Raw genomic sequence first — 23707 nt, forward strand, 5'->3', positions numbered from 1 at the left:
CAGGGAACGAACACCCGAGCGTCCCCATCGCCGAGTTCTGGGAGCGGCACCCGAATACTGGTCTGGTGTGACTTCTTGACCTGGGCCGGGCGACTCGCGTTGGATGAGGACAGCCGAATGCGGAGAAGGTGACCCGATGCTGAGTCCGATCCGACTGATCACTGTGCTGTCCCTGGCGGTGCTGGCGGCGGCGTGTGCGCTGCCCAGCCCGGAGGCGGGGGCGCAGCCGACGCAGCAGGAGCCCGTGTTCCGGGCGCCGCTGAACAACGGCGCGGACCCGTTCATGGTGGTCCACGACGGGCAGTATCACCTGATGACGACCCGCGGTGATCGGCTGACGATCAATTCGGCGCCGAGCATCGCCCAGCTGCCTGCCGCCCAAGATCATGATGTCTGGATCGGGGCCGACGACGATCCCAGTCGCAGCACGCAGATCTGGGCGCCGGCGCTCTACCAGTTCGACGGCGCGGACGGCAATCCGCACTGGTACATCTACTACACGGCGAGCAACGGCGTGGATGCCAATCACCGGATGTACGTGCTCGAGTCGGCCGGCGACGACCCGCGCGGCCCGTACAGCTTCAAGGCCCAGATCGCTGATCAAGGGCAGTACCAGATCGACGGTGAGCCGATCGTGGTGAACGGCCAGCTCTACTTCACCTGGTCGATGAACGGCCGGGGTCACGGCGGCGGGCCGCAGCAGGTCTATATCCAGAAGATGAGCAATCCGTGGACCAGCGGCGGTCCGGTGGTGGCGCTGCCGGTCGACGCCGGTATGTGTTCCGAAGTACGGGAGGGGCCGACCTCGATCGTGCACGGTGATCGACTCTTCCTCACCTACTCCACCTGTGACACCGGCAAGCCCGACTACTCCCTGTACATGATCTCGATCCCGACCAACGGCGATCCGATGGTGCCGGGCAACTGGACCACCTATCCGGATCCGATCTTGAGCCGCAACGACGCGGCCGGCGTGTACGGGCCGGGGCACCACTCGTTCTTCAAGAGCCCGGACGGCAGCCAGGACTGGATCGCCTATCACGCGAAGAACACCAGCGACTACACCTACTCCTGGCGCTCCACCCGGGCGCAACAGGTGACCTGGAGCGCCGCCGGCCTGCCGGTGATCGGCGCGCCCCTCGCCCTCGGCAGTGACATCCCGGTGCCGGCCGGCGACCCGGGCCCGGGTCCGCGGGCGATCAACGACACCGACACCGGGACCGGCCCGTTCCAGGTCGAGTATGCCGGTGCCTGGCAGTCCGGCTCGGGCTGCGGCAACCAGTGCTACCGCGGAGATGATCACTGGAGCGGCGCGACCGGCGCGACCGCGACCTTCCGGTTCACCGGCACCCAGCTGGCGCTGTTCAGCGTGCGGGACGTCGGCAACGGCATCGCCGCCATCTCGGTCGACGGCGGCGCGGAGACCCGGCACGACTTCTACTCCTCGCCCCGGCAGGGCCAGGTGATGAACTACCGCACGGTGAAGCTGCCGCCGGGCGAGCACACCGTCACGGTTCGGGTCACCGGGGAGAAGAATCCCGATTCCGGTGCCACGGTGATCAGCATCGACCGGGCCGAAGTCTGGCCCTGAGCCGTCCGCCGGTTCTACGTTCCCTGAGCCGTCCGCCCGTTCTACGTTCCCTGAGCCTGTCGCCGGTTCTACGTTCCCTGAGCCTGTCGAAGGGCAGGACGGATCTTGCTCGGAGTTGCTGTGAGAGCTGACCTGGTTGCCGTTCAACGGGCTCAGGGAATGATCATCGCTGCCGGTTGAGCGTTCGGGGACTTTCTTGGCGCCAGGAGGGGGCGGGTTCGGGTGCTGGTCGGCTCCGGTCCGCCCGCTCGCGTTCCGCTGCGGACGTTGAGTCGGCAAGGTGCGTGGCCGAGCTTGCGTCGAGAGTGCACTTTCCCACCTGAAATCGTCGAATCCGCGTGGATAAGGTCACACTCGACGCAGTCGGCCGATCCGCAACCGAGATCGCCCGCAGGCGTACGTCGAGTGGACAGTTTGGGCAGGTCCCAGCGAGGATTCGCGCCCAAAGTGACCACTCGCTGAGTGCACCTCATCTCCGCGCCGGACCGGTGGCCGGCCGCGATTCTCGCCGACGGCTCCAACCCGTCCGTCCTTGGCGCGCAGGACAGTTCCAAGATCATCGGCGAATCCGTGCCCAGGGAACGAACCCACACCACTTCGTTGACATGGAACGACTTTTCGCGTCAGCATTGTTCAGTCGATCAGTGCTGATCATCGGAGGGTCCCATGCGGAATCAACGTGCGAGGTCGGTGGCCGGTCGCGGTCGCCGGCTGTCCCTGACGGTCATGGTCAGCTTGCTGCTCACGACCTTGTTCGGACCGGGCATGATCACGGCGGCGGCGACGCCGCCGACCGCGCAGGTGCTGGCCGGCGGCGTCACGTACCCGACACCCTGGATGTTCAGCGGCTACCCGGCCGGCGAGACCAAGTTCATGGGCTTTCCCTCGCTGTACAACGGATCCTCGACCGATGGCGAGGGTGAGCGGAGCGAGCGGTACATCCTCAGTCACGCGACCCAGCGGGACACGGTCGGGCTCGGTTCCACCGTGCTGCGGCAATCGCGGGGTGGCAACTTCGAGGTGATGGACAGTGCCGACGGCTACGTCATCCCGTCGAACTTCGTCCGGCTCGGGGTCGCGAGCGGTGCCGTGTACGGGTTCACCTTCGAGGATCGCAGCGTGATCGACGAGACCTGCACTCAGCCGAGCTGCCGACGCGAGTTCGACCGGTGGCTGCTGGCCGGCGACAACTGGCAGCGGGCCGGTAAGGCGACGATCAACTTCCCGACCCGGAACAACGAGGTGGCCTGGGCCCGGATCTACCAGGGCCCGATCCTGGCCGGCGACGGCAAGACCTTGATCACCACCGTCTACGGCCGCTACAACGCCCAACACGGCTGGGCCTTCTTCTCGGCCGTGGCCGACAGCACCAACGACGGCGTCACCTGGACGGTCCGGAGCGAGTTGGCGGTCTCCACCACCGAACAGTTCGGCGAGGCCAGCGTGGCGCCGACCAGCGACGGCGGCCTGATCGCGGTGATCCGCAAGGACGAGAATCTGCGCGGATCGCCGATCGCCAACATCCCGGCCAATGTCGCGCTCTACGTCCGGCGCTCCAGCACGCAGAGTGCCGCCGGTCCCTGGACACCGCTCGACGCCAGTGCCCGGCTGGCCGCGGACGGCGGCAACTCGCCGTCGGTCGAACTGCTGGGCAACGGCGCGCTGGTGATCGGCTCCGGCCGGCCGGACAACGTGCTCCGGGTCTCCTACGACGGCCGCGGCATCGCCTGGTCCAACCCGTACGTGCTCTATCGCAACACCCCGACCACGGGCGGTGACGCCGACGGCTGGTACTCCTTCGATCCGTACAACCCGCAGGGCCACCGGGTGCGCCGGCCGATGCGACACCTCGGGTCCAGCACCACGATGGGGATCGAGGCGATCACCGGCAACCAGCTGCTCGTCGTCGGCGACAACTGCGCGTCCGGCTGGGGCTGCCCGTGCCCGGCGACGGCGCAGAACCCGCGCGGCTGGGAGTGCCCGCAGCGGGCCGGCGGCTACCCCAAGGGAACGCAGACCGGGCTGTGGCGGACCACGGTCACCGTCGACAACGGCCGGGTCGGCCGGCTCGATCTGCCCGGCATGTTTCGGCGGGACGAGCTGACCGTGCTCGACCCGACCTTCAGCCGGTACGGGAGCTGTGCGACGCCGACCGGCTGCCGGCAGTCCTATGCGGCGTTCGCCTTCGACGGCGATGCCCGCTCCGACACCAGCACCGTGACGCCGAACCGCAGCCTCACCCTGCGGCTGCCCCGGGCCTACCAACTGACCGGGGTCGGGGCGATCGCGTACCTGCAGGACGGTGGGGCCGACCTGAAGATCGAGGTCTCCAGCAACGGCCAGAGCTGGTCGACCCCGGCCCGGGGCGCCCGGGACGGCTACCTGCGCCCGTTCGCCGCGCCGGTCTCGGCCCAGTATGTCCGGATCAGCGACCCGAATCCGATCAGCAAACCGCTGGCCGCGTTCCTGCACGAGTTGGAGCTCTACGGTTCTTGATCATTACCGGCCAGATCTCGGCCCGGTAACGATCATCCGGTCGGTCCACGCCGGCCCACCGCCGACCACATACTGCTGCACGGGGCAGGAAACGGTGGTGGGGACCCTCGGGGGGTTTCCCGCCGGAATCGGGGGATTCTGATGATGATGATCAAGCGTGCGCTCGTGGGGATGGCCGCCGCGTCGGCCTTGCTGGCCGGAACGGCAGTGTTGCCGGCCGACGCGGCACCGAAGAAGCCGAAGTCGTACAAGAATTGCACGGCTCTGAACAAGGACTATCCGCACGGGGTTGCCAAGAAGGGCGCCAAGGACAAGGTCAAGGGCAAGTCCAAGCCGGTGAAGAACTTCAAGGTCAGCACCATCGTCTACCAGTACAACGACGGCAAGGCGAAGAAGTACAAGGGCGAGAAGGACCTTGATCGCGACAACGACGGCGTCGCCTGCGAGAAGCGCTAGGAGCGCCACTCGGGGGTGATCTTGATCCGGTCGCCGGGCAGGGTCACCGCCGATGCTGCATCGCGGCCCAGGGTGAGTTCTTCGGCGACCTCTTTGGCGGCCCAGGCCCAGGCACACCGCAGGGCCTCGGCCACGTCGTCGAACCGGGTCGGGCTCTGCAACGCGTGGACGACGAGGCGGCGGTTGAGGACGCGGTCGCCGGGCCGGAGCCCGGCGGCCTCCGATCCGGCTCCGGTCGTCGTCTCCAGCCGGGTGCCGTCCGGGTCTTGGAGCACGTACGTCACGGAGATGGTGCCGGGGCCCCAGGTGTCGGCCGCCAGCCGTTCGGACGCTTCGGCGTAGCTGGCGCATCGAACGCCGGCGGACCGTTCCGGCTGATACCACCAGCTGACCTCGGTGACTTCGGCGCCCGGCCGGGTCCAGCGGCGGTGGTCGATCAACTCCCGGCGGTGCCGGATCGTCAGGTCCACCACGCCGGCCGTCGGATCGTGGCCGGCGACCGCGATCCCGGGCGCGATCAGGATCCGGTCCTCGCCCGGCGCGACCCGGTGCAGCTGTCCGCCCGCGACCAGACGGTTGGCAGTGCTCGTGGTGAACCAGCCGGCGATGATCACGGCGGTGCTCTCGCCGTAGCCGGCCAGCCGATCGAGCAACACCCGGATCGCCGGCTCGCGGGCGCTCTCGGACAGCCGGTCGATCTCGGCGACGCAGCAGACCATCGTCACCGCGTCGGACGGTCGCCACAGGCGCAGGGCCCAGGCAGTCAGCCGAGCCTCACGGGACGGCACCTGGGCGATCCCGTGCAGCTCCAGGCCGTCGTGCGCGAAACCGATCGCCGTCGGCTGATCACCACCCAGCCAGGTGGCGAACCACCGGTAGCCGCCGTCGGCCGGCACGGACGTCCCACCGCGCTGCAGCAGCACCTCGGCCTGCGGTGCCGGCCGGCCCGGCTGCTCATGATCAACAAGGGCGAAGCGCATGGTCCGGCAGCCTACGGGGTGTGGGAGTCCCGGCCCGGGCGATCATCCGGCCGGATAAGGTTTCGTTCGTGCGCCTTTCCGCGCACCGAAGGTTTCCGATCTCATGGTGGAGGCAGTGACATGGGCCCGCTACGCAGTCAGGAGTGGTACGGCGGCCAGGACCGGGACGGTTACATCCACCGGGCGTGGATGCGGCGCGGGCTGCCGGTGGACGCGTTCGACGGCGAGAAGCCGCACATCGCGATCGCCAACACGGCCTCGGATCTGACCCCGTGCAACCTGCACCTGAACGAAGTCGCCTCCAGCGTGCGGGACGGCATCCTCGAGGCCGGTGGCGTGCCGCTGAACCTGCCGGTGGTGTCGCTCGGCGAGACGCTGGTCCGGCCGACCGCGATGCTCTGGCGCAACATGGCCGCGATGGCGATCGAGGAGATGCTGCGGGCCAACCCGATCGACGGCGTCGTGCTGCTCGGCGGCTGTGACAAGACGATCCCGTCGCTGTTGATGGCGGCGGCCTCGGTCGACCTGCCGGCGGTCGTCGTGCCCGGCGGTCCGGCGCTCACCGGCACCTTCAAGGGGCGCCCGCTCGGCTGCGGCACCGACGTCTGGCGGCTCAGCGAGGACGTCCGCGGCGGCGTGATCTCGGCGGAGGAGTTCACCGACTCCGAGTCGGCCATGCTCCGGAGCAAGGGTCACTGCAACACGATGGGTACGGCCTCGACGATGGCGGTGGTGGCCGAGGCGCTCGGCATGACCATCCCCGGCGTCGCGGGCACCCCGGCCCCTGACGCGCGGCTGCTGGCGACGTCGCACGCGACCGGCAAGTTGATCATCGAGATGGTGCGGGAGGATCGCCGGCCGAGCGCGATCCTGACCAAGGCGGCGTTCCACAACGCGATCGTCGCCGTCGCCGGGGTCGGCGGCTCGACCAACGCGGTGGTGCACCTGTTGGCGCTGGCCGGCCGGCTCGGGGTCGAGCTGAGCCTGGCCGACTTCGACGAGATCGGGCAGCACATCCCGCTGCTGGCCAACCTGCAGCCGTCCGGCACCTTCCTGATGGACGACCTGTTCCGGGCCGGCGGCGTGCTCGCCGTCCTGTCCGAGCTCAAAGATCAACTCCGGCCGGAGGCGATCACCGTCACCGGCAAGCCGCTGGTCGACTACCTGGACAACCGGCCGATCTACGACCCAGAGGTGATCAAGCCCGCCGCCGAGCCGGTGCTGAAGGACGCGGGCATCGCGGTGCTGCACGGCAACCTCGCCCCCCGCGGCGCGATCATCAAGCCGTCCGCCGCGTCGCCGGAACTGCTCACTCACCGCGGCCCGGCCGTCGTCTTCACCAGCATCGAGGATCTGCACGCGCGACTGGACGACGACAGCCTGGAGATCACCGCAGATTCGATCATGGTGCTGCAAGGCTGCGGCCCACGCGGCTATCCGGGCATGCCCGAGGTCGGCAACATGCCGTTGCCGCAGAAGCTGTTGCAGCAGGGTGTCCGGGACATGGTGCGGATCAGCGATGCCCGGATGAGCGGCACCGCGTACGGCACCGTCGTGCTGCACGTCGCGCCCGAAGCCGCGGCCGGCGGCCCGCTCGGCCTGGTCCGCGACGGCGACCTGATCACCCTGGACGTGCCCAACCGGACCCTGGTGCTCGAGGTGTCGGACGAGGAACTGGCCGCCCGCGCCGCCGCGCCGGGCGAGTCCAGCACCGCCGCGCCGACCCGGGGCTGGGAGAAGCTCTACGTCGATCACGTGATGCAGGCCGACACCGGCGCCGACCTCGACTTCCTGGTCGGCTCCAGCGGCGCCAAGGTCGGCCGCGAGTCCCACTGATCATTCGTTCCCTGAGCCTGTCGAAGGGCAGATCAGATCCGCCGTTGATCAACTCCCGTCGCGCAGATCCTCCGGCCCGCCGACCTTGAACCCGATCCGATCGAAGCTCACCCGACACCCCTCGCCCTCCGGTGACTGCACCAGGAAGCCGACCTCCGCGGCCCGGGCCTCCCGCTCCGACCCGAGCGTGAAGTGCCGGACGAAGATCCAGCGATCACCGTCGTGCGAGGCGTGGAAGGCGAACGCCCGGCCGATCCGACTGATCCGGAACCAGATCAGGTTTCCGTCGACGGTGAACGAGTTGGTGTCGTCGGAATGTCCCCGGGTGACGACCGTGCACACCGTCGGCACGTCCGGCGAGTACTCGAAACAGAACTTCGCCCAGTTCTGATCGTCCACGTGCAGGTAGAGCACCCCGGCGTCGAATCGAGCGGCGAACTCCACGGTGATCCGGGCGATCAGCTGGAAGTCTCCGTCGGGCCGGCCGAGCAGCCGCGGCGCGTCCGAGACCGACTCCAGCCCGTCGCCGCCGGGCGGCACGAACCGGTCCTGCCGCGCCCCCGCCTGCCCGGTCAGCACTCCGTCCGCGTACGACCACTCTCCGTCGGGGCCGTGACTGCGCAGTGAGAACGGGAGTTCGGGAAGTTCCAGGTCCATGATCAACAGTGTCGCACCGAACGGCTGAACGGTCGCGCCGTCACCGGGCGATGAGCCCGCTCGCGTAGTAATGGCCGAGCAATGCGTTGGGACGGGGGACGTCGATGGTCGAACGCGGGGTCATGCTCGGCAGGTCGAAGCTGCGGAGCTTCGCCGGCTCGTCGTCTTCGCCGCTGTTGAGCACGTAGAGGACCTGGTCCCGGATGGCCATGCTGCCGAGGCGTCCGCCGACGTCGAACCTCTCAACTTTCCCTGTGGCCAGGTTGTAGCGGGAAACCCACCGGTAGTCGCTCATAGGCCGGTAGCCCGGGTTGATGAAGGTATGGCCGATGTAGAGGTGATCACCGGCGTCGATGATCAGAAACGGTGCCGGAGAGTCGAGCTCGATGGTCGACTGCTGGAAGGTCCTGAGATCGATCATGCCGAGCTTGGTCCCTTCGTTGTCGACGGTCAGAGTCTGCGGATAGTAGAGGACACTTCCCTTGACGATCGCCTGTTCGGCCGTCCCGGCCGACCCCTCGAGCTTGATCCGGTTCCGCTCGGCCAGGGTCGCCGGGTCTAGGACCAGCAGCACCGACTGGTCGGTGGCGTCGTCAGCCGCGAATGCGAACAGGATGTCGTCGTGCACTATCAGTTCTGACAGCACGATCGCCGGGAACGCCACCTCCGCCTTGACATTGCCACCCGAGTCGCGGCGGCGCAGTTGGGCCTCGCCGTTGATCGAGTTCGTCGTGTAGACGTCGCCGGCGTGACTGGCAATCCCCAGGACAACCGGCTCCGGCACCCGCCGGGCCGACAGGTCGCAGCTGAGAGTCGACATCGAAACCACGTTGGTCTGATCGCGATCCAGGTTGCCGTTGGCGACCATGATCAGGTCGCTGCCAGACCGGTCCTCGACGTTGCCGGGGACAGGGTTGAATCCGACATACGGCACGGTGCGGCGCTGGAGCACGGAATCGGCCTCGATGAAGATCAACTCGCTGTGAGGTCCGTTCTGAGTCGACCACATGATCGCGATCTGCCACCCTGACGGGCAGCCCTCCGCTTCCTCCGGCGCGGGCAGGATGCCGCAGGAGGTCAACAAGATCGCCAGCCAGAGCAGTACTCCGACTCGTCTCGTCTTCGTTCTCATGGCTGCATCCCGCCCGGCTCCGACTACTTCTTCCGATAGATCAAATAGGCCTTGCTCGGATCATCCAGGAGTTCGAGCGGATGCACCGCTCCCGGGATCTTGGTCGTATCGAGATTGATTCTGAAGTTGTCCCAGAATGCCGCCCACACCAACTGTGAACAGTAGAACGAGCTCCGGGTCCTCATGTCGACGTAGTTGTAGTTGTACGGCTTCCCGCGTTGTAGATACGCCCAATCGGCGGCCTTGGCATCCTGGGCGGCGCTGGTCGCGCGGACTCCGGCGCCGTAGGCCTGCGTCTTGGACTGATACCAGTTGTTGTCGCCTCGGACGACTCCATGCCCCAGAGCCTCTACCACGTAGTTTCGACTGTGGATGATGGCGGCATGGCCGGTCGGAATCAGGTCCCTGTACTTGTCCCGGGTCACGAGAATGACCCCTTTGCGTCTCGGATATGAGCCGTAGGGGCTCCGCGTCGTGATCGGTGTCTTGTGGTCGACCTCGATCTCTCGGGCGTTGGCACGGTCGATCATCGCTTGAGTCGCACTGCCGTCCGCGGCAACCTGCTGCCGCGACGTTGTTGTTTCGGCCAAGGCTGGCATCGGCGCGAGCAGTGCAACAGCGCAGGCCGAGGCAACGATCGCGAGGACTGTCCTCATCGTTGGATCCTTCCTATGGGTGTCATAGGCGGCCGCAGTTCCATCGGAGGTGAAGCCGAGCGTACAGCTTGACGACGACAGCCATGGAGTTATCCACAGGAGGACAGAACTGGGTTGCGTTCACTCGTCGTGAGGCACCGGGAACCCGGACGATTCAGGTCAGGCCGGATCTACGAAATGGTTGACCCGAGTTACACGGCATGCAAGGCTGCTAATTAACAAACCGGGTTTCGCAATTCGTTGATGGAGCGCCCGTGCCAGTTGAGGATCCCGCCGGGGCGGCCGTCCGCCAGGCCAACGCGGCAGCCTGCCTGACCGTGCTGCGGGATCAGGCGCGGCCGTTGACCATCGCCGAGTTGGCGGTGGCGACCGGGCTGTCGCGGCCGACGGTCAATGCGGTGATCGGCGAGTTGGTGGAGTTCGGGCCGGTCCGGCCGAGCGAGGCGCGGCGGTCGCCGGGGGCTGGACGGCCCGCTCGGTCCCATGCGTTCGATCCGGCGGCCGGGCGGGTGGCCGGGGTTGATGTCGGCGGCGGGCGGATCCGGGCCTGGGTGGCCGATCTCTCCGGACGGCTGGTCGGGCGGGCGGAGACTCCCGTGCCCAGCGGCGCCGACGGGACGGAGCGGATCGGTGCGATCGGAGCCACGGTCGAGCGGGCGCTCGCCGACTCCGCCGCCGAGCCGGGGTTGCTCCGCGGCGCCGGGATCGGGGTGCCGGGCATTCTTGATCATCAGGGGCGGGTGACCCGCAGCCTCGCGGTGCCGGACTGGGTCGGGATCGACCTGCCCGGTCGGCTGGCCGGGCTGTTGGGTTGCCCGGTGCTGGTGGAGAACGACATCAAGCTGGCCGCCCTGGCCGAGCAGCGGCTGCGCGGGGACGACGGTGACCTGGTCTTCCTGCAGGTCGGGCATCGGATCTCGGCTGCGTTGATCATGAACGGCACGATCCTGCAGGGCCGGCACCGGCAGGCCGGTGAGCTCGGCAGCCTGCGCGGGATGCGGTGGACCGAGTCCTCGGTCCGCGGCCGGCTGCGCTGGCGTACGGCCACCACTGGGCGGGCCGTGTTCGAGCTGGCTCGCGACGGTGATCAGAAAGCGAGCACGGAGATCGCCGAATTCTGTGCCGAGATCGCGCCCAAGATCGCCACCCTGGCGCTGACCGTCGACCCGGCCCTGATCGTGATCGGCGGCGGCCTCTCCCGGGCCGGCGACACCCTGATCCGGCCGCTGACCAAGGCGGTGCACCACATGCTGATGACCGACGACAAGCCGGTCGTCACGGCCTCCCACCTGACCTCCGAAGGCACCCTGTGCGGCGCCCTCGGCGCGGCCTTCGAAACCCACTCGGCGGTGATCTTCGGCGTCCCCGGCGTGCCGTCCCGGTGGCAGGTCTGGGCCGAGGTCCCCGGCCGATCCAGTCAACCGCAACCGATTCAACCGCAACCGATGCAAGGAATGATCAGATGAGATTCGGCTTCAGCTCCTACAGCTTCAACCAACGCCTCAGCACCGGCGAGATGACCGTCTTCGACGTGCTCGACTGGGCCGCCGACAGTGAGGGTGAACACCTCGAGTTCGCCGCGATCTACGGCGGCGCCGACTCCCCGGTGCCCAGCATCGAGTCCGATCCGGCCTTCGTCGACAAGGTGGTCAAGCACGCCGCCGACCGGGGCGTGACGCTGTCCAACCTGGCGATCGGCGCCAGCTTCCTCGGTGACGACGCCGAGAATGCGGCCGAGGTCGAGCGGGTCAAGGCCAACGTCGATCTGGCCGAGCGGCTCGGCATCAAGCTGATGCGGCACGACGTGGTCCGGCACGCCGGGCTGGAGGGCGACGACACCCCGTTGTTCGAGGAGGCGTTGCCCAAGATCGTCGCGGCGAGCAAGGAGATCGCCCAGTACGCGGCGACCAAGGGCGTCACCACCAGCCTGGAGAACCACGGCTTCTTCGTCCAGAGCAGCGACCGGGTCCGCCGGATCGTGCACGCCGTCGACGAGCCCAACTTCAAGACCACGTTGGACATCGGCAACTTCATCTGCGTCGACGAGGACTCGACCGTGGCGGTGCCGGCCAACCTGCCGTACGCCATGATCGTGCACTTCAAGGACTTCTACATCCGGCCGGCCGATCGCAACCCGGGCGAGGGCTGGTTCCGCAGCCGGGGCGGCAAGTATCTCCGCGGCGCGATCGTCGGCAACGGTGATCTTGACACCTGGAGCATCGCGAAGTCGATCAAGGACTCCGGCTACGACGGGTTTGCCTCGATCGAGTTCGAGGGCCACGAGGACTGCCTGATCGGCTGTGCCCGCGGCATCGCCAACGCCAAGCGCATCTACGAAGAAGCCTGACTTCCCGCGGGCTGAGCCTGTCGAAGCCCAACCAAGATCAAAGGAGCATCATGCAGCAGGTCAAGATCGGCGTCGTCGGCACCGGCGGCATCGCCGGCTGTCACCTCAAGGCCTACCAGGGCAACCCGCGCGCCGAGCTGCTCGCGGTCTGTGACATCAACGCCGACCGCGCCACCGCGGTGGCCAAGCAGTGGGGCGCCGCCCGCTCCTACAGCGACCCGAAGGAACTGTTCGCCGACGCCGACGTCGACGCGGTGAGCATCTGCACCTGGAACAACACCCACGCCGAGCTCGCCATCGCGGCGATCGAGGCCGGGAAGCACGTCCTGGTGGAGAAGCCGATGTGCCGCACCTACGCGGAGGCGCAGCAGCTGGAGGACGTGGTCAACGCCCACGACAAGGTGCTCCAGGTCGGCTTCGTCCGCCGGCACTCGGCCAACTGCCGGGTGCTGAAATCGTTCATCAACGAGGGCGAGCTGGGCGATGTCTACTACGGCAAGGCCAGCTGCATCCGCCGGGTCGGCAACCCCGGTGGCTGGTTCGCCAACAAGGCGATCTCCGGCGGTGGTCCGTTGATCGACATCGGTGTGCACGTGATCGACCTGGCCTGGTATCTGATGGGCAACCCGCGGGTCACCTCGGTCAGCGCCAACACGTACGAGAAGCTCGGCAACCGGTCCAACATCACCACCATGCCGCGCTACAAGGTGGCCGACTACGACCCGACCCTGAACGACGTCGAGGACATGGCCAACGCGTTGATCAGGTTCGAGAACGGCGCGTCGTTGATCATGGACGCCTCGTTCTCGCTGCACGCCACCGAGGACTCGCTCACTGTTTCGGTGTACGGGGACAAGGGCGGTGCCGATTTGGAGCCGAAGCTGCAGATCGCCACCGAGAAGCACGAGACCGTGCTCAACGTGACGCCGCGGATCGGCTTCGAGAGCTTCAATCTGGACGACGGCTTCAACAACGAGATCGAAAACTTCGTGGCCACCATCCAGGGTGACGCCGAGAGCGTCGCGCCGGCCTGGCAGGGCGCGGAGATGATGAAGATCCTCGACGCCGTCTACACCTCGGCCGCGGAAGGCAAGGAGATCCAGGTCTAAGGTGCCGTCCCCTTCGTCCCCTGAGCCTGTCGAAGGGCGCCCTTCGACAGGCTCAGGGAACGTCGGCGGGCGGGCGCGGGCGCTGTTGATCAGCGCCGCGCTCGCCGTCCTCCTCGCGCTGACCTGGCTCGTCTCCGACATCGCGGTCAGCCGGGCGGATCCGGCGGTGGTGGCCGCGGGGCGGTCGGCGTTCAGCGCGCTCGGCCTGTGCCTGTTGGCCTTCCGAGGCAAGGGGGCGTTGCGCCGTTCGATCGACCAGGTGCGGCGGCGCCCGGTGGCGCTGGGCATCTCCGGCCTGCTCGGGGTCTCGATCTATGCGCTCGGCTCGCTGACCGCGATCTCGCTGGTCGGCGTGACCGTGCCCAATCTGCTGCTGGCGACCACGCCGTGCCTGTCGCTGCTGATCGGTGTGCTGTTCTTCCGCAAACGGACCAGTTGGCCGGCCGTCGTCGGCGTGATCGCCGGATCGGCCGGGGCGGTGTTGTTCGTCATCGCGAGCTTCGCCCTGCGGCCCGACCTGTCGTCCTCGACGCTGGTCGGCGGAGTGATCGCCTCGGGCGTCGCGGTGATCGCCATCGCCGCGTACGGCCAGCACTATGCCCGGCTGTCCAAGGGCCACAACCCGCTCGACCTGTTGCCCGGCATCTTCGGCATCGGCACCCTGGCAGTGATCATCTTCCTGGTGATCACCGGCCAGCTCGGTGGGCTGGCCGCGCTGACCTGGCTCGACTGGGGCATCCTCGCCCTGCTCGGGGTCGGCATCTACGTGCCCGTTTATGTGCTGCAGCACCAACTGATCCATCTCCGCGGTGCCGTGTTCAAGGCGTCGATCTCGCTGGTCGTGCCGTTCCTGGTCCGCTTCGCCGAGACCGCGTTCCGCGGCGCCCCGCTGCCGACCCCGTTCGAGCTGGGGGCCATGCTGGTCTGTGTCGCGGGCGTGGCGCTGGTCATTCGCCACCCGGAGCGCGATCGTGACCGAAGCGATCAGGAAGAAGGAGTACGGCATGGCGGGTAAGGACCATCACTACCAGGTGACGACGACCTGGACCGGCAACACCGGGACCGGGACCTCGGGCTATCGGGACTACACCCGTGATCATGAGGTGACGATCCCGACCAAGGCGGCTCCGCTGCTCGGATCGTCCGATCCCACCTTCCGCGGTGACCCGACCCGCTACAACCCCGAAGAGCTGCTGCTCACCGCGTTGAGCCAGTGTCACATGCTGTCCTACCTGCACGTCTGTGCGGTGAACAAGATCGTCGTCACCACCTATGTCGATCATGCCGAGGGCACGATGGTGACCGATCAGACCGGCGGCCACTTCACCGAGGTGATCTTGAAGCCGGAGATCACGATCACCGCCGACTCGGACGCCGAGCTGGCCGAGGCCCTGCACGAGAAGGCGCAGGAGGCCTGCTTCATCGCCGCCTCGGTCAACTTCCCGGTCCGGCATCAGCCGACGATCAGGACCGGCGGCTGACCGGCCGGGCCGGTCAGGCCCGGCCGACCAGCCGGGCGGTGATCAACACCGCCGCGCGGAGTCGGTGCACATTCGCGGCCTCGCCGTCGTGTTGGGCCTCCCAATAGGCCGAGGCGACATAGCGGGCGAGTGACAGCCGCTGGGCCCAGCCATGATCGACTCCGGCGGCCCGGGTCACCTCCCGGGTCAGGGCATCCAGCCGGCCGGCCGGATCCGGGTCGGTGATCACCGCGCCCAGCTGGCTCCGGGCGATCGTGTGCACGTCGTGCGCCACGGTCCCGATCAGCAGCAGCGGGTCGATCGCCACCCAGCGGCCCGGCCCGGCGGCCAGGATGTTGTCCAGGCTCAGGTCGCCATGGGTCAGCGTCCGGGTCCGGTCGGTCGCGAGCTCGTCCACCGCGTCCAGCGCGAGCGCAAGGAGTTCGTCGCTGAAAGCCTCCCCGGCGGCCTCGGCCGCCGCGTGCTGGGCCATCAACTCCTGTCGCCAGTCCGCCGCCCCCGCTGCCAGGGTTCGGGTGCCGGCCGGGGCCGGGGTTCGGCCGAGCCGGCCGGCGAGCTCGCCGGCGATCCGCATCGCGGCGACCCGGTCCGGTTCGGTGATCAACGGCGGACCCGGCAGCCATTCGATCAACAGGGCAGCGGCGTCCTCGTCGGCGTCGAGGAGCCGGGCGGCACCGTCGCCGGCGAACGCCTCGAGTGCCGCCCGCTCGGCCGCCGCGTCGGTCCACGGGCTGATCAACTTCAGCGCGTACCGGCCGCCCGGCCCGGCCACCGGGACGACGATCGCCGCCGCACCATGCGCCGGCGGCCCGTCGATCCGCAGCCCCCACCGGCGACACAGCCGGGCGCACCGGGACGGAAGGTCGTTCAGCCACCGAGCGCCGGCTTCGGGGCTGCGGCGCAGCACTTCGTACCGCAGGGCGTCGGGCACGGGCAGGGGCGCGTCGGGCACCGTGCGAGTCAACCAGGTGTCGAGCCTCGGTGGGCCGGGGCGGATGGGATGGGGGTTGTCGGGAGCGGGGAAATGATCTTAGGGTTAACTGGAAGATAAATTCGATATATCGAAACATCTCTCGGGAAGGGCACGACGATGCGTCGGCTTCACCTCTTGCTCGGACCCCTGATCTGTCTGCTGGCCCTGATCGCCCCAGGTTTCGCCGCGGCGAAACCCGCGGCGCGATCGGCGCTGCCGGAGGACACCTTCCTGGCCGCGATGTCCGGCGGCAACACGATCGCCGCGCCGCTGCGCGAGGAGAAGCCGCGGGCCGACGGCTATCGGCATCTCGACACCCCGGCGATGATCAAGCGGCTGCGCGAGCTGAACGTGACGATGTACTCCTACACGGTTTGGGATCAGGACACCGACTGGGCGGATCTGGTCGAGGAGTTCGCCCCGGCCGCGCAGGCGGCGGGGATCGAGATCATGGTCTACATCGTGCCGCCGAGCGAGTGCTATCTCAACGACACCACGCATCTGGACGGCCGCTGCTCGCGCCCGTACAACCTGGACTATCGAGCCTGGGCGAAGGCGATCGCCGAGCTGTCGGTGCGCTACGACAACGTCGTCTCCTGGGGCATCGACGACTTCCTGGTCGGCGAGAACGGCAAGCTCTTCACCAAGGAGTATCTGGGCGAGATCCGCACGATCATGGACGGGATCAACCCCGACCTGAAGTGGTATGTCACGCTCTACTTCGGCGAGATCACGGCCGAGCACATGGCGATCATCGGCGATGCGTTGGACGGCGTGATCTATCCGTACAACGGATTCACCAACAACACGATCGATCCGACCTGGCTGGAGCGGCGGTTGGACGACGCGTTGGCGGTGACCGGCGCCGAGGACCTGGAGCTCGTGCTGCTGGTCTACAACGGCCGCTTCCTGGACGGCATCATCTACCCCGACGACCGCTACGCGACTGCGATGCTGGACCGGGCCGAGCCGTACGTGCGCGACGGCCGGATCACCGGCGTGATCGCGTACGGGACGCCGGTGGAGCTGGAGCAACAGGCGCCGAGCTGGGATTACTGGGCGCACAGCGGGCAGGGCCGGCTCTCGCTGAGCGTCAGCAACTTCACCCCGACCGAGGACGGTTCCTGGGCGGCCGCGGCGCAGCGCGTCACGGTGCCGGACGATGATCGACCGCGATCGATCACCTTCCATCACCATGATCAGGACGACGGCGGTCTCTCCGGCTACCAGCTCAAGCAGTTGCTGGTCGACGACGAGGTGGTGTGGCAGAGCGACGTGTCGGCCGACCCGCGGATGGAGTGGCTGGCCAGCACGGTCGACCTGACCGAAGTCCTGCACGGCAAGGAATCCGCGACGATCGCGTTCCGGCTGTTCCACGCCCGGGGCGTGGCCTGGTGGCCGGCCGACGTCGCCATCGACGACATCTCGGCCGAAGGGTTCACGATCAAGAACGGTGACGTCGAGTCGGAGGCGCACTGGACGCTGGACCGCAACCAGCCGACGCTGCAGCCGCACATCGAGTTCTACACGCCGGACCGCTGGACCACCACGTTCAACGCGGTCAGCGCCGGTTTCGCCCGCTATCAGGGCAAGGAGTTCACCCCGGTCTCGTTCAACGACTGGCCGAATCTGCGGATCGGCCGGGACAACCGCGCGCTCTACGGCAACGGCCGGCTGCAGTTCGCCACCCCGAAGGACACCCCGATCCCGGCCGACACCTGCGCCACCGCGACCCAGACGGTCGACGTGCTGCCCGGGCTCGGCCGCTACGAGATCTCCTTCTGGCACGCGGACTGGCATCAGGCCGACTTCGGCAATCTGTTCAAGCAGTTGCGGATCGACGGCCGGACGATCTGGGACCGCGATGCCGGCGACTACTGGCCGTGGTTCTATCTCAACGGTTCCGAGCTTCAGGGGGTGATCGACCTGACCAATCTGGTCAAGGGCAAGAAGCAGGTCGAGCTCGAGTTCGCCGTCTGCAGCAAGGGCGAGATCGCCCGCTATCAGAACGAGATCGGCTTCGATCACGTCGAGACCATCGGGCTGGATCTGATCAACGGTGGGTTCGAGAACGGGGCCGGTTGGAAGCTGTCCTCGAAGACGCCGATCACCGCCTCGATCGACCTGCACGGCCCGTGCCAGGTCGACGACGACACCAGGGTGATCACCGGAAAGCACCGTGGCTCCCTGGTGATCAAGGACCGGGTCTGCCTGGACCGGGCCGAGATCACCGGCTCGGTGGTCGTCCAGCCGGGTGGATCGCTGGAGTCCGCGGACTCGACGATCACCGGCAGCCTGACCGCCACCGGCGCCCGGTCGATCCGGCTGACCACCACGATCATCCGTGGGTCGGTGACGCTCACCGGCACCACCGGTGAGCTCGGTCTGGAGCACAGCAAGATCACCGGATCGGTCACGCTGACCGGCAATCACACCGAAGCCTGGCGGACGATCAGTCGGAGCAACGACATCCGCGGCTCCCTCTCCTGCCGCAGCAACTCCCCACGCCCGACCGACCTCGGCTTCCCCAACCACGTCACCGGCGCCACCACCGGCCCCTGCTGACCCCCGCGGCGGGACGCCCTGCCGAGCTCTTCGCCTCCGACAGACGACTTCGCCCTTAGGTGGGCGAGGCGCGGATCGATGGGCCGAGGCAGTGCCAGCTTCGGGCCTACCGTTAGTTAGGCTTATAGTAGAGCTAACGGAGGGTGCGGACGAGGATCGCCGGGTCGTCAGATCGGCTGCGACACGCCGCCAGAACGGCCGCGGATGTGACGGGTCGGCGGGATTGGAGGAGGGGTGAGCGGTGTACTGCTCTCGATCCATGTCGTCGCGGCGATCCTGTTCATCGGGCCGGTCACGGTCGCGGCCAGCATGTTTCCGCGGAGCGCTCGGGTTGCGCTCGCGGCGGAGCCGGGGAATCCGCGCAGCGGGGCGGCTGCTGTGGTGCGCGTCCTGAATCGGATCAGCCGGGTCTACGCGGCACTCGGAGTCACCGTCCCGGTGTTCGGGATCGCCACCGGAGCCAGGATGGGCGTGCTCGGCGAGACCTGGCTGATCGTGTCGATGGTGCTGACCGCGGCCGCCGCGTTGATCTTGATCCTGCTGGTCCTGCCACGCCAGGAAGCGATGCTGCAGTTGATCGACGGCGGCGAGATGCTGACCGGACCGGCCCGTCGCGAGCTGGGCCGGCTCGGCGGGTTCACCGGCACCTTCGCGCTGATCTGGGTGGTGGTCGTGATCCTGATGATCATGCGGCCCGGATCGACGACCGGGGTGCACTGAGATGTCCGCCGTTCGCCTGCTGCGGATCGCCGGCGTGGTCGAGGCCGCCTCGCTGGCCGTACTGCTGATCAACCTCGCCACCATCCACCTCGCGCCGGTCTCCTCGCTGCTCGGCCCGGTCCACGGTTGCGCGTACCTCCTGGTGATCGGCTCCGCCCTGTCCGTGCGCCCGGCCGCCCTGGGCACCAGGCTGCTCTCCCTGGTGCCCGGGATCGGCGGCCTGCTCGCACTGCGACTGCTCACTCCACGGCCGGAACCGGACCGCAGCCTCCCGTGATGCTCGCGGAAGTGGACGAATTCCCAGCGATACGTTGAACTGTGCCGGGTGGACAGCCACCCGCCGCTCGATCAACCGACGCCACCCCGGAACGGGCCGGCTTCGCATCCGGGTCCGCGCCCGCCGACAGGGCCGGATCAACAGCTCGCGCCGGACCGGGGCAACCCTCGCCGCTCCCGGGCGCTCGGGGTGATCGCCTTTGCCCTCGTCGTCACGGCAACGGTGCTGTTCACGTGGCTAGCGGTCTGGTTGCTGATGAACACCCCGGCCATGTCGCCGGAAGCGGTCCTGCCATTCACCTCGGTCATGTCGAACGCGGGGGTCGGCACCGGCTTGACCGGCTTCGTGCTGTCCGTCGTGGCCGTCGCTACCCGGCGCGGCCGGATGTGGGGAGTGTTCGGGTTGGTCCTCGGGATACTGGTCTTGCCGCTTGCGGGGTTCGTCGGGTTCTTCGGGTACCTGGGCTGAGGTGACCCGTGTCGGGCCGGGCAGACCAAGGATCGGACTTGACGGCCCGGTCAGCCGAGTTGGACGCGGACCGATTGGGTGCCTCCGGCGGCATCGGCCAAGCCGCTGAAGGTGATCGACAGTCGCTCTCCGGTGCTGATCGCGGAAACCGTGGCGGGCTTGCTGATCACCTCGGCCACCGGCCGGTCCCAGGTGATCGTCAGCGGGCCGGCGCCCCGCGTCGGATCGGAGACGCAGACCAGCGCCGTGCCGTCCGCGGCGCGGCGGATCAGGACGCTGGCCGGCCCCGACGCGGTGATCGATCCGGCTCCGGCCGCAGCCCAGAAGTTCGCCGCCGTGAGCCCGAGATGATCAACGTCGACCGCCTGCACGACGGCCGAGTTGGCGGTGATCTGGTAGCGACCGCGTGATTCGGGTCCGGCGAGTTTCGCGGTGTCCGCGGCGCTCGCCCCCGGTAGCAGCCAATAGGCATAGCGGGCATCGGTCGGATCGACGCCGTGGTCAAGGAAGACGGTGAGGTAGCGGCGGGTGATCGGCGTCTCCGGGCCGCCCTTGTTGATCTCCCGCCAGCTGCCGGTGCGATGCTCGTCCAGCACGGTGATCCGGGTGCCGGACGGGAAGACGTAGCCCGCGTGTCCCTCGAGGTGCACCCAGCGGGCCCGGGCGAAGTGTGCCTCGCCGGCGGCTTCGCCGGGCAGCGCGACGCCGTCGACCAGAGTCTGCCGCGGTTGATCACCGACCAGTCGGTTGTCGACGACGGTGTCGATCTCGAACCCGTCGGTCGCCGTGATCCCGGCCCCGAGGCAGAGGATCCCGTGGTCGAGGCTGAACCAGGATTTCTTGGCCCGCAAGGTGGAGAGCGGGCCCTGAAGGTCCTGGCCGGCCGCGCCGAACTCGCCGTCGGTGCAGCCGCCCGACCAGTTCGTGTCCGGCCGGGCCTTGCCCCACTCGCCGCCGGCACCGTCGGCCAGCGGCTTCAGTGAGGCGGTGATCCCGGGCAGCCGGTACGGGTCGACGGTGGGCCAGTAGGCGTCGGAATACTGGGCCGTCGTGGCGTCGGTCCACCACTGCAGCCAGCCGGACCCGGTCTGCCAGCCGTGCAGGTTCTCGCCGTTGCCGACCTCGTAGTAGGCGATCCGTTTCGACGCCATCGAGACCGCGGCCGCCCAGCCCGGCCGGCGGTGGCTGACCCTGTCCTGGCTGCCGAAGACCCGATGCTCCACCGGTTCCGCGGCCGGCTCGACCGCGGCGTCGTCCATGATCGCCTTCAGGTTGCCCAGCCGGACCAGGGACTGGCCGGGATCGATCAGCGGATTGTCGTGATCATTGCGTGCCAGCCAGCCCTTGATCATGGACTCCCAGCGGGTGCGCTGTTCGGCCGTCGCCCCCTGGGCGATCACGGCGATCGCGCCGAGCACCGGGGTGCCGCGCCGGAACTCGCTGCTGCTGTTGCGGCTGATGCCGCGGCCGGAGACGTTGTCCATCATCAGCCCGTTGTAGATGAACGGGGCGGTGGCCAGCTCGATCGTGGCCAGGAACAGCTCCCGACCCGGGTCGGTGATCTCCCACTCGGACCCGGCCAGCAGCGCGAACGCCCAACCGAGCCCGTCGATCAGCACCGCGCCGTAGCCGCCGATGTAGGGCACCCAGGTGTGTTGCACGAACGAGCCGTCCGCATAGTAGCCGTCCCCCGCGGTGACGTACGGGAAGACGGGGGAGAGGGCGTCCCGGCCGAGGGCCAGGCGATCGGCGTTCTCGCTGATCATGGCGCCGCCGATGATCCCACGGCAGAGATCGACCCGGTTGGCCCCGGTGCTGGTGCCGGTGTAGTCGGCCACGGCGTCGTCGGGGACGAAGTGCTCGATCGCCGCCGCGTACCGGGCCCGCTGCTCCGCGGACAGCCGGTCGAAGATCAGGCCGGCGATCGTGGCCAGCTTCTGCGGAGTGCCGATCTGGAAGTCCCACCAGTTGCCGAACCGTTTCCGGCCCGCCCCGTACACCTCGGCATCGAGTTGCTCCAGCCCGTCGATGATCTTGTCCAGCAGCGCGGCGTCGCCGGTCAGCGATGTGCCGGGGCGCACGTACGCCTCGGCCATCGTCACCAGCCGGGCATAGCTCCCGGTCAGCCGGGACGAGTAGCCGAACGAGTCCGGGTCGGTGTTCGGGTCCGGGTCGGCGTAGTCGAGGTCCGGCCAGAGCTTGCCGGTGGCCGGCGCGTAGCTTGCCGCGAACCCGGAGGCCTTGGTGATCATGGACGCCAGCGCGGTCTTGAACGGCTCGGTGGCGGCGTCGAACGACCGGCCGAGATAGAGCCCGGCGGCCCGCTCACGCAGCGCCTGGAATCCGGTCGCGGCGGCGGCCGGTGCCGCGTTCCGCAGCAGCCCCGCTCCGACCAGCGACGCCCCGGCGACCGCGAGCAGCCGCCGCCGCGGCCAGCCGCTCCGGTCACTGTTGTGGTCGGCCGATTCCCCCGCTGGACTGGTCATGGGTCCACGCTAAACGGGCTCACCGCCCAGGCCTAGACCTTTCCCGATCTTGCCAATCCGACAGGGTCAGCGCGGCTCGGTCTTGATCTTGGTCGCGGTCAGCAGGGTCTGCGCGAGGGCGGCGCGCTGGGCCGCGGTCAGCTCGCCGAGCAGCTCCCGCTCCACCCCGTCGACGACCGCCTTGACCCGGTCCAGCAGCTTCCGGCCCGAGCTGGTCACCTCGAGCCGGGCCGGATGCCCGGCGCCGATGATCGTCCGGCGCACCGCTCCCAGTTCCTCCAACGCTCGCACGGTCGCCAGCATGCTCGGCGTAGTCACCCCGGCCCGCCGGGCCAGATCGCTGTAGGACAGGTCCGGGCGGTGGGACAGGTGGCCGAGCGCGCCCACATGGCGCAGGGTGAGGCCGAGCTCGGCGAGGTCGGCCTCCACCCGCGCCTGCAGGGCCCGGCCGGAGAGAATCAACTGCATGACGGCCGAGGCGGAGATCGGGGCGGATTCGGACAAACGGAACGCCCCTCTCCAGGTCCATGGCATGGCGTGGAAGTCAGCCTAGTAGCGCCTCAGCGGAGGACGCGGTAGCGCAGGTGGGTCGCGTTCATCTCGTGACGACCAGATCGTCGGCGTGCCCGATGTGAGCGGAGCCGGCGGCCCGCTGCCGAGCTGTGACCCGGCGCGGCGCCCGCTCCCGCGCCGACCGCGGCTCCTCGGGCACGGTGGGCCCGTAGAGCTCGGCCTGCCACAGCCGGCGTTGCGCCGGTGACACCCGGCCCGCCGGCCGGCTCGGCCGGGATCGGCGGGACGCCTCCGGCAGGAACACGTCCAGCAGCGTGATCATGATCGGCTGCCGACGGGTTCGCGGGTCGGAACGGGCCGCCGCCGGGCCCGGCCGGTGCCGGAGCGGAGCCGGCCGAACAGGCCGGGTCGCCGGGTCTTCGTACCAGCGAGCCTGGTCAGCTCGTCCCGGAACAGCTCGGCCTCGGTCGGCGGTGCTGTGCGGCGCTCGGGCCGCACCGTCAGCACGGCCGTGCCGAGCACGAAGACGCCGGAGTTGTGGGGATCGTGGTTGGAGCTCATGGCTGTCATCTCCTTCTGGTTCAGCCGTGAACGAAGTTGGTGGCCCAGGCACCGACCAGCTGTCGGCTGGACGGCTCGGCCAGCTTGGCCAGCCGCCATCCGCGCCGGCGTGCCTTCTCGGCCGGCCGGGGGTCCGTGGCTTCTTCGAGGTCAGTGGCGAACGGCCGGAGCAGCAGCTCACGGTGCTGCCGGGCGGCGAGTTCAGCTGCCGTGTAGTAGTCCTTGGTCAAGCTCATCGCGGGGTCCTCCGCATCGTTTTCTGATCTCTTTCGATGCGGCCAGCCTGGTTCTAAGGACCCCGGCCGGAGATCGGTCGATATCCCCGAATCCAGGTCGGGCACAGGCTCCGGAAGGCCCGCTAAGGGCCCGGGGGTGCGGCTAAGGCACCTACCTCAGGTGTCCG

23 protein-coding genes are annotated in these 23707 nt (G+C 68.5%); 13 read left to right on the top strand and 10 right to left on the bottom strand.

All coding sequences use genetic code 11. The features are described from left to right. The first annotated feature begins 136 nt into the window (after positions 1 to 136). The 3 genes from FNH24_RS05035 (at position 137) to FNH24_RS05045 (ending at position 4543) form a co-directional block, all read left to right on the top strand. On the top strand, positions 137 to 1591 hold the full coding sequence (locus FNH24_RS05035; RefSeq protein WP_152361047.1) for a family 43 glycosylhydrolase: 1455 nt from the start codon (positions 137 to 139) through the stop codon (positions 1589 to 1591). A 666-nt stretch (positions 1592 to 2257) separates the two neighbouring features. Further along, positions 2258 to 4087: a hypothetical protein gene (locus tag FNH24_RS05040; RefSeq protein ID WP_152361048.1), complete on the top strand. Its 1830-nt coding sequence runs from the start codon at positions 2258 to 2260 to the stop codon at positions 4085 to 4087. Positions 4088 to 4228: 141 nt separating this feature from the next. Next, entirely contained in the window at positions 4229 to 4543 is a 315-nt protein-coding gene (locus tag FNH24_RS05045) for an excalibur calcium-binding domain-containing protein (protein ID WP_152361049.1), read from the top strand. Here FNH24_RS05045 and FNH24_RS05050 read toward each other — a convergent pair. After that, positions 4540 to 5523, bottom strand: coding sequence for a hypothetical protein (locus tag FNH24_RS05050; RefSeq protein WP_152361050.1), 984 nt, complete (start codon positions 5521 to 5523; stop codon positions 4540 to 4542). The genes FNH24_RS05045 and FNH24_RS05050 overlap by 4 nt on opposite strands. A gap of 120 nt (positions 5524 to 5643) precedes the next feature. Between FNH24_RS05050 and FNH24_RS05055 the strand changes: the two genes are divergently transcribed. Further along, entirely contained in the window at positions 5644 to 7359 is a 1716-nt protein-coding gene (locus FNH24_RS05055) for an IlvD/Edd family dehydratase (RefSeq protein WP_152361051.1), read from the top strand. A gap of 48 nt (positions 7360 to 7407) precedes the next feature. Here the strand turns inward: FNH24_RS05055 and FNH24_RS05060 are convergent, their stop codons facing one another. From FNH24_RS05060 to FNH24_RS05070, 3 genes are read right to left on the bottom strand one after another with little or no spacing between them, the layout of a single operon-like run. Next, positions 7408 to 8016 (bottom strand): DUF1349 domain-containing protein, encoded by a 609-nt coding sequence (locus FNH24_RS05060; protein ID WP_152361052.1) that lies wholly within the window; start codon positions 8014 to 8016, stop codon positions 7408 to 7410. Between the two features lie 40 nt (positions 8017 to 8056). Continuing rightward, positions 8057 to 9148 carry a hypothetical protein gene (locus FNH24_RS05065; protein ID WP_152361053.1) on the bottom strand — a complete coding sequence of 364 codons (1092 nt, stop codon included), beginning with the start codon at positions 9146 to 9148 and terminating at the stop codon, positions 8057 to 8059. Between the two features lie 23 nt (positions 9149 to 9171). Then, positions 9172 to 9804 carry a YiiX/YebB-like N1pC/P60 family cysteine hydrolase gene (locus FNH24_RS05070; RefSeq protein ID WP_152361054.1) on the bottom strand — a complete coding sequence of 211 codons (633 nt, stop codon included), beginning with the start codon at positions 9802 to 9804 and terminating at the stop codon, positions 9172 to 9174. 254 nt (positions 9805 to 10058) lie between these two features. On the opposite strand from FNH24_RS05070, the gene FNH24_RS05075 reads away from it, so the two are divergent. From FNH24_RS05075 to FNH24_RS05095, 5 genes are all read left to right on the top strand, one after another. Continuing rightward, entirely contained in the window at positions 10059 to 11270 is a 1212-nt protein-coding gene (locus FNH24_RS05075) for an ROK family transcriptional regulator (protein WP_152361055.1), read from the top strand. Then, positions 11267 to 12151 (top strand): sugar phosphate isomerase/epimerase family protein, encoded by an 885-nt coding sequence (locus FNH24_RS05080; protein ID WP_152361056.1) that lies wholly within the window; start codon positions 11267 to 11269, stop codon positions 12149 to 12151. The genes FNH24_RS05075 and FNH24_RS05080 overlap by 4 nt, the downstream gene beginning before the upstream one ends. Before the next feature lie 50 nt (positions 12152 to 12201). Then, positions 12202 to 13260 (top strand): Gfo/Idh/MocA family protein, encoded by a 1059-nt coding sequence (locus FNH24_RS05085; protein WP_152361057.1) that lies wholly within the window; start codon positions 12202 to 12204, stop codon positions 13258 to 13260. Positions 13261 to 13345: 85 nt separating this feature from the next. Further along, positions 13346 to 14275, top strand: coding sequence for a DMT family transporter (locus FNH24_RS05090; RefSeq protein WP_161606003.1), 930 nt, complete (start codon positions 13346 to 13348; stop codon positions 14273 to 14275). Then, a complete protein-coding gene (locus FNH24_RS05095; RefSeq protein ID WP_152361059.1) occupies positions 14265 to 14741 on the top strand; it encodes an OsmC family protein in 477 nt (158 codons plus the stop codon). The genes FNH24_RS05090 and FNH24_RS05095 overlap by 11 nt, the downstream gene beginning before the upstream one ends. Positions 14742 to 14754: 13 nt before the next feature. On the opposite strand, the gene FNH24_RS05100 is transcribed toward FNH24_RS05095, so the two are convergent. Beyond that, positions 14755 to 15693 carry an aminoglycoside phosphotransferase family protein gene (locus tag FNH24_RS05100; RefSeq protein ID WP_161606004.1) on the bottom strand — a complete coding sequence of 313 codons (939 nt, stop codon included), beginning with the start codon at positions 15691 to 15693 and terminating at the stop codon, positions 14755 to 14757. Positions 15694 to 15831: 138 nt separating this feature from the next. On the opposite strand from FNH24_RS05100, the gene FNH24_RS31360 reads away from it, so the two are divergent. The 4 genes from FNH24_RS31360 to FNH24_RS05120 all read left to right on the top strand — a co-directional run bounded on the left by FNH24_RS31360 (position 15832) and on the right by FNH24_RS05120 (position 19744). Beyond that, positions 15832 to 18279: a hypothetical protein gene (locus FNH24_RS31360; protein ID WP_161606005.1), complete on the top strand. Its 2448-nt coding sequence runs from the start codon at positions 15832 to 15834 to the stop codon at positions 18277 to 18279. 234 nt (positions 18280 to 18513) lie between these two features. Next, positions 18514 to 18999, top strand: coding sequence for a DUF2269 family protein (locus tag FNH24_RS05110; RefSeq protein ID WP_152361061.1), 486 nt, complete (start codon positions 18514 to 18516; stop codon positions 18997 to 18999). Between the two features lies 1 nt (position 19000). After that, positions 19001 to 19276 carry a DUF3817 domain-containing protein gene (locus FNH24_RS05115; protein WP_152361062.1) on the top strand — a complete coding sequence of 92 codons (276 nt, stop codon included), beginning with the start codon at positions 19001 to 19003 and terminating at the stop codon, positions 19274 to 19276. Between the two features lie 189 nt (positions 19277 to 19465). Then, positions 19466 to 19744 (top strand): hypothetical protein, encoded by a 279-nt coding sequence (locus FNH24_RS05120; protein WP_152361063.1) that lies wholly within the window; start codon positions 19466 to 19468, stop codon positions 19742 to 19744. A 50-nt stretch (positions 19745 to 19794) separates the two neighbouring features. On the opposite strand, the gene FNH24_RS05125 is transcribed toward FNH24_RS05120, so the two are convergent. The 5 genes from FNH24_RS05125 to FNH24_RS05145 form a co-directional block, all read right to left on the bottom strand. Next, positions 19795 to 22230: a polysaccharide lyase 8 family protein gene (locus FNH24_RS05125; protein WP_152361064.1), complete on the bottom strand. Its 2436-nt coding sequence runs from the start codon at positions 22228 to 22230 to the stop codon at positions 19795 to 19797. Positions 22231 to 22296: 66 nt separating this feature from the next. After that, on the bottom strand, positions 22297 to 22698 hold the full coding sequence (locus tag FNH24_RS05130) for a MarR family winged helix-turn-helix transcriptional regulator (RefSeq protein WP_152361065.1): 402 nt from the start codon (positions 22696 to 22698) through the stop codon (positions 22297 to 22299). A 127-nt stretch (positions 22699 to 22825) separates the two neighbouring features. Next, complete coding sequence (locus FNH24_RS05135) at positions 22826 to 23065, bottom strand: hypothetical protein (RefSeq protein WP_152361066.1); 240 nt, start codon at positions 23063 to 23065, stop codon at positions 22826 to 22828. Further along, a complete protein-coding gene (locus FNH24_RS05140; protein ID WP_152361067.1) occupies positions 23062 to 23304 on the bottom strand; it encodes a hypothetical protein in 243 nt (80 codons plus the stop codon). Before FNH24_RS05140 ends, FNH24_RS05135 begins: the two co-directional genes overlap by 4 nt. 20 nt (positions 23305 to 23324) lie before the next feature. After that, complete coding sequence (locus FNH24_RS05145; RefSeq protein WP_152361068.1) at positions 23325 to 23540, bottom strand: hypothetical protein; 216 nt, start codon at positions 23538 to 23540, stop codon at positions 23325 to 23327. Positions 23541 to 23707 lie beyond the last annotated feature (167 nt).

It is taken from the genome of Microlunatus speluncae (assembly GCF_009299835.1).
Lineage (GTDB): Bacteria > Actinomycetota > Actinomycetes > Propionibacteriales > Propionibacteriaceae > Microlunatus > Microlunatus speluncae.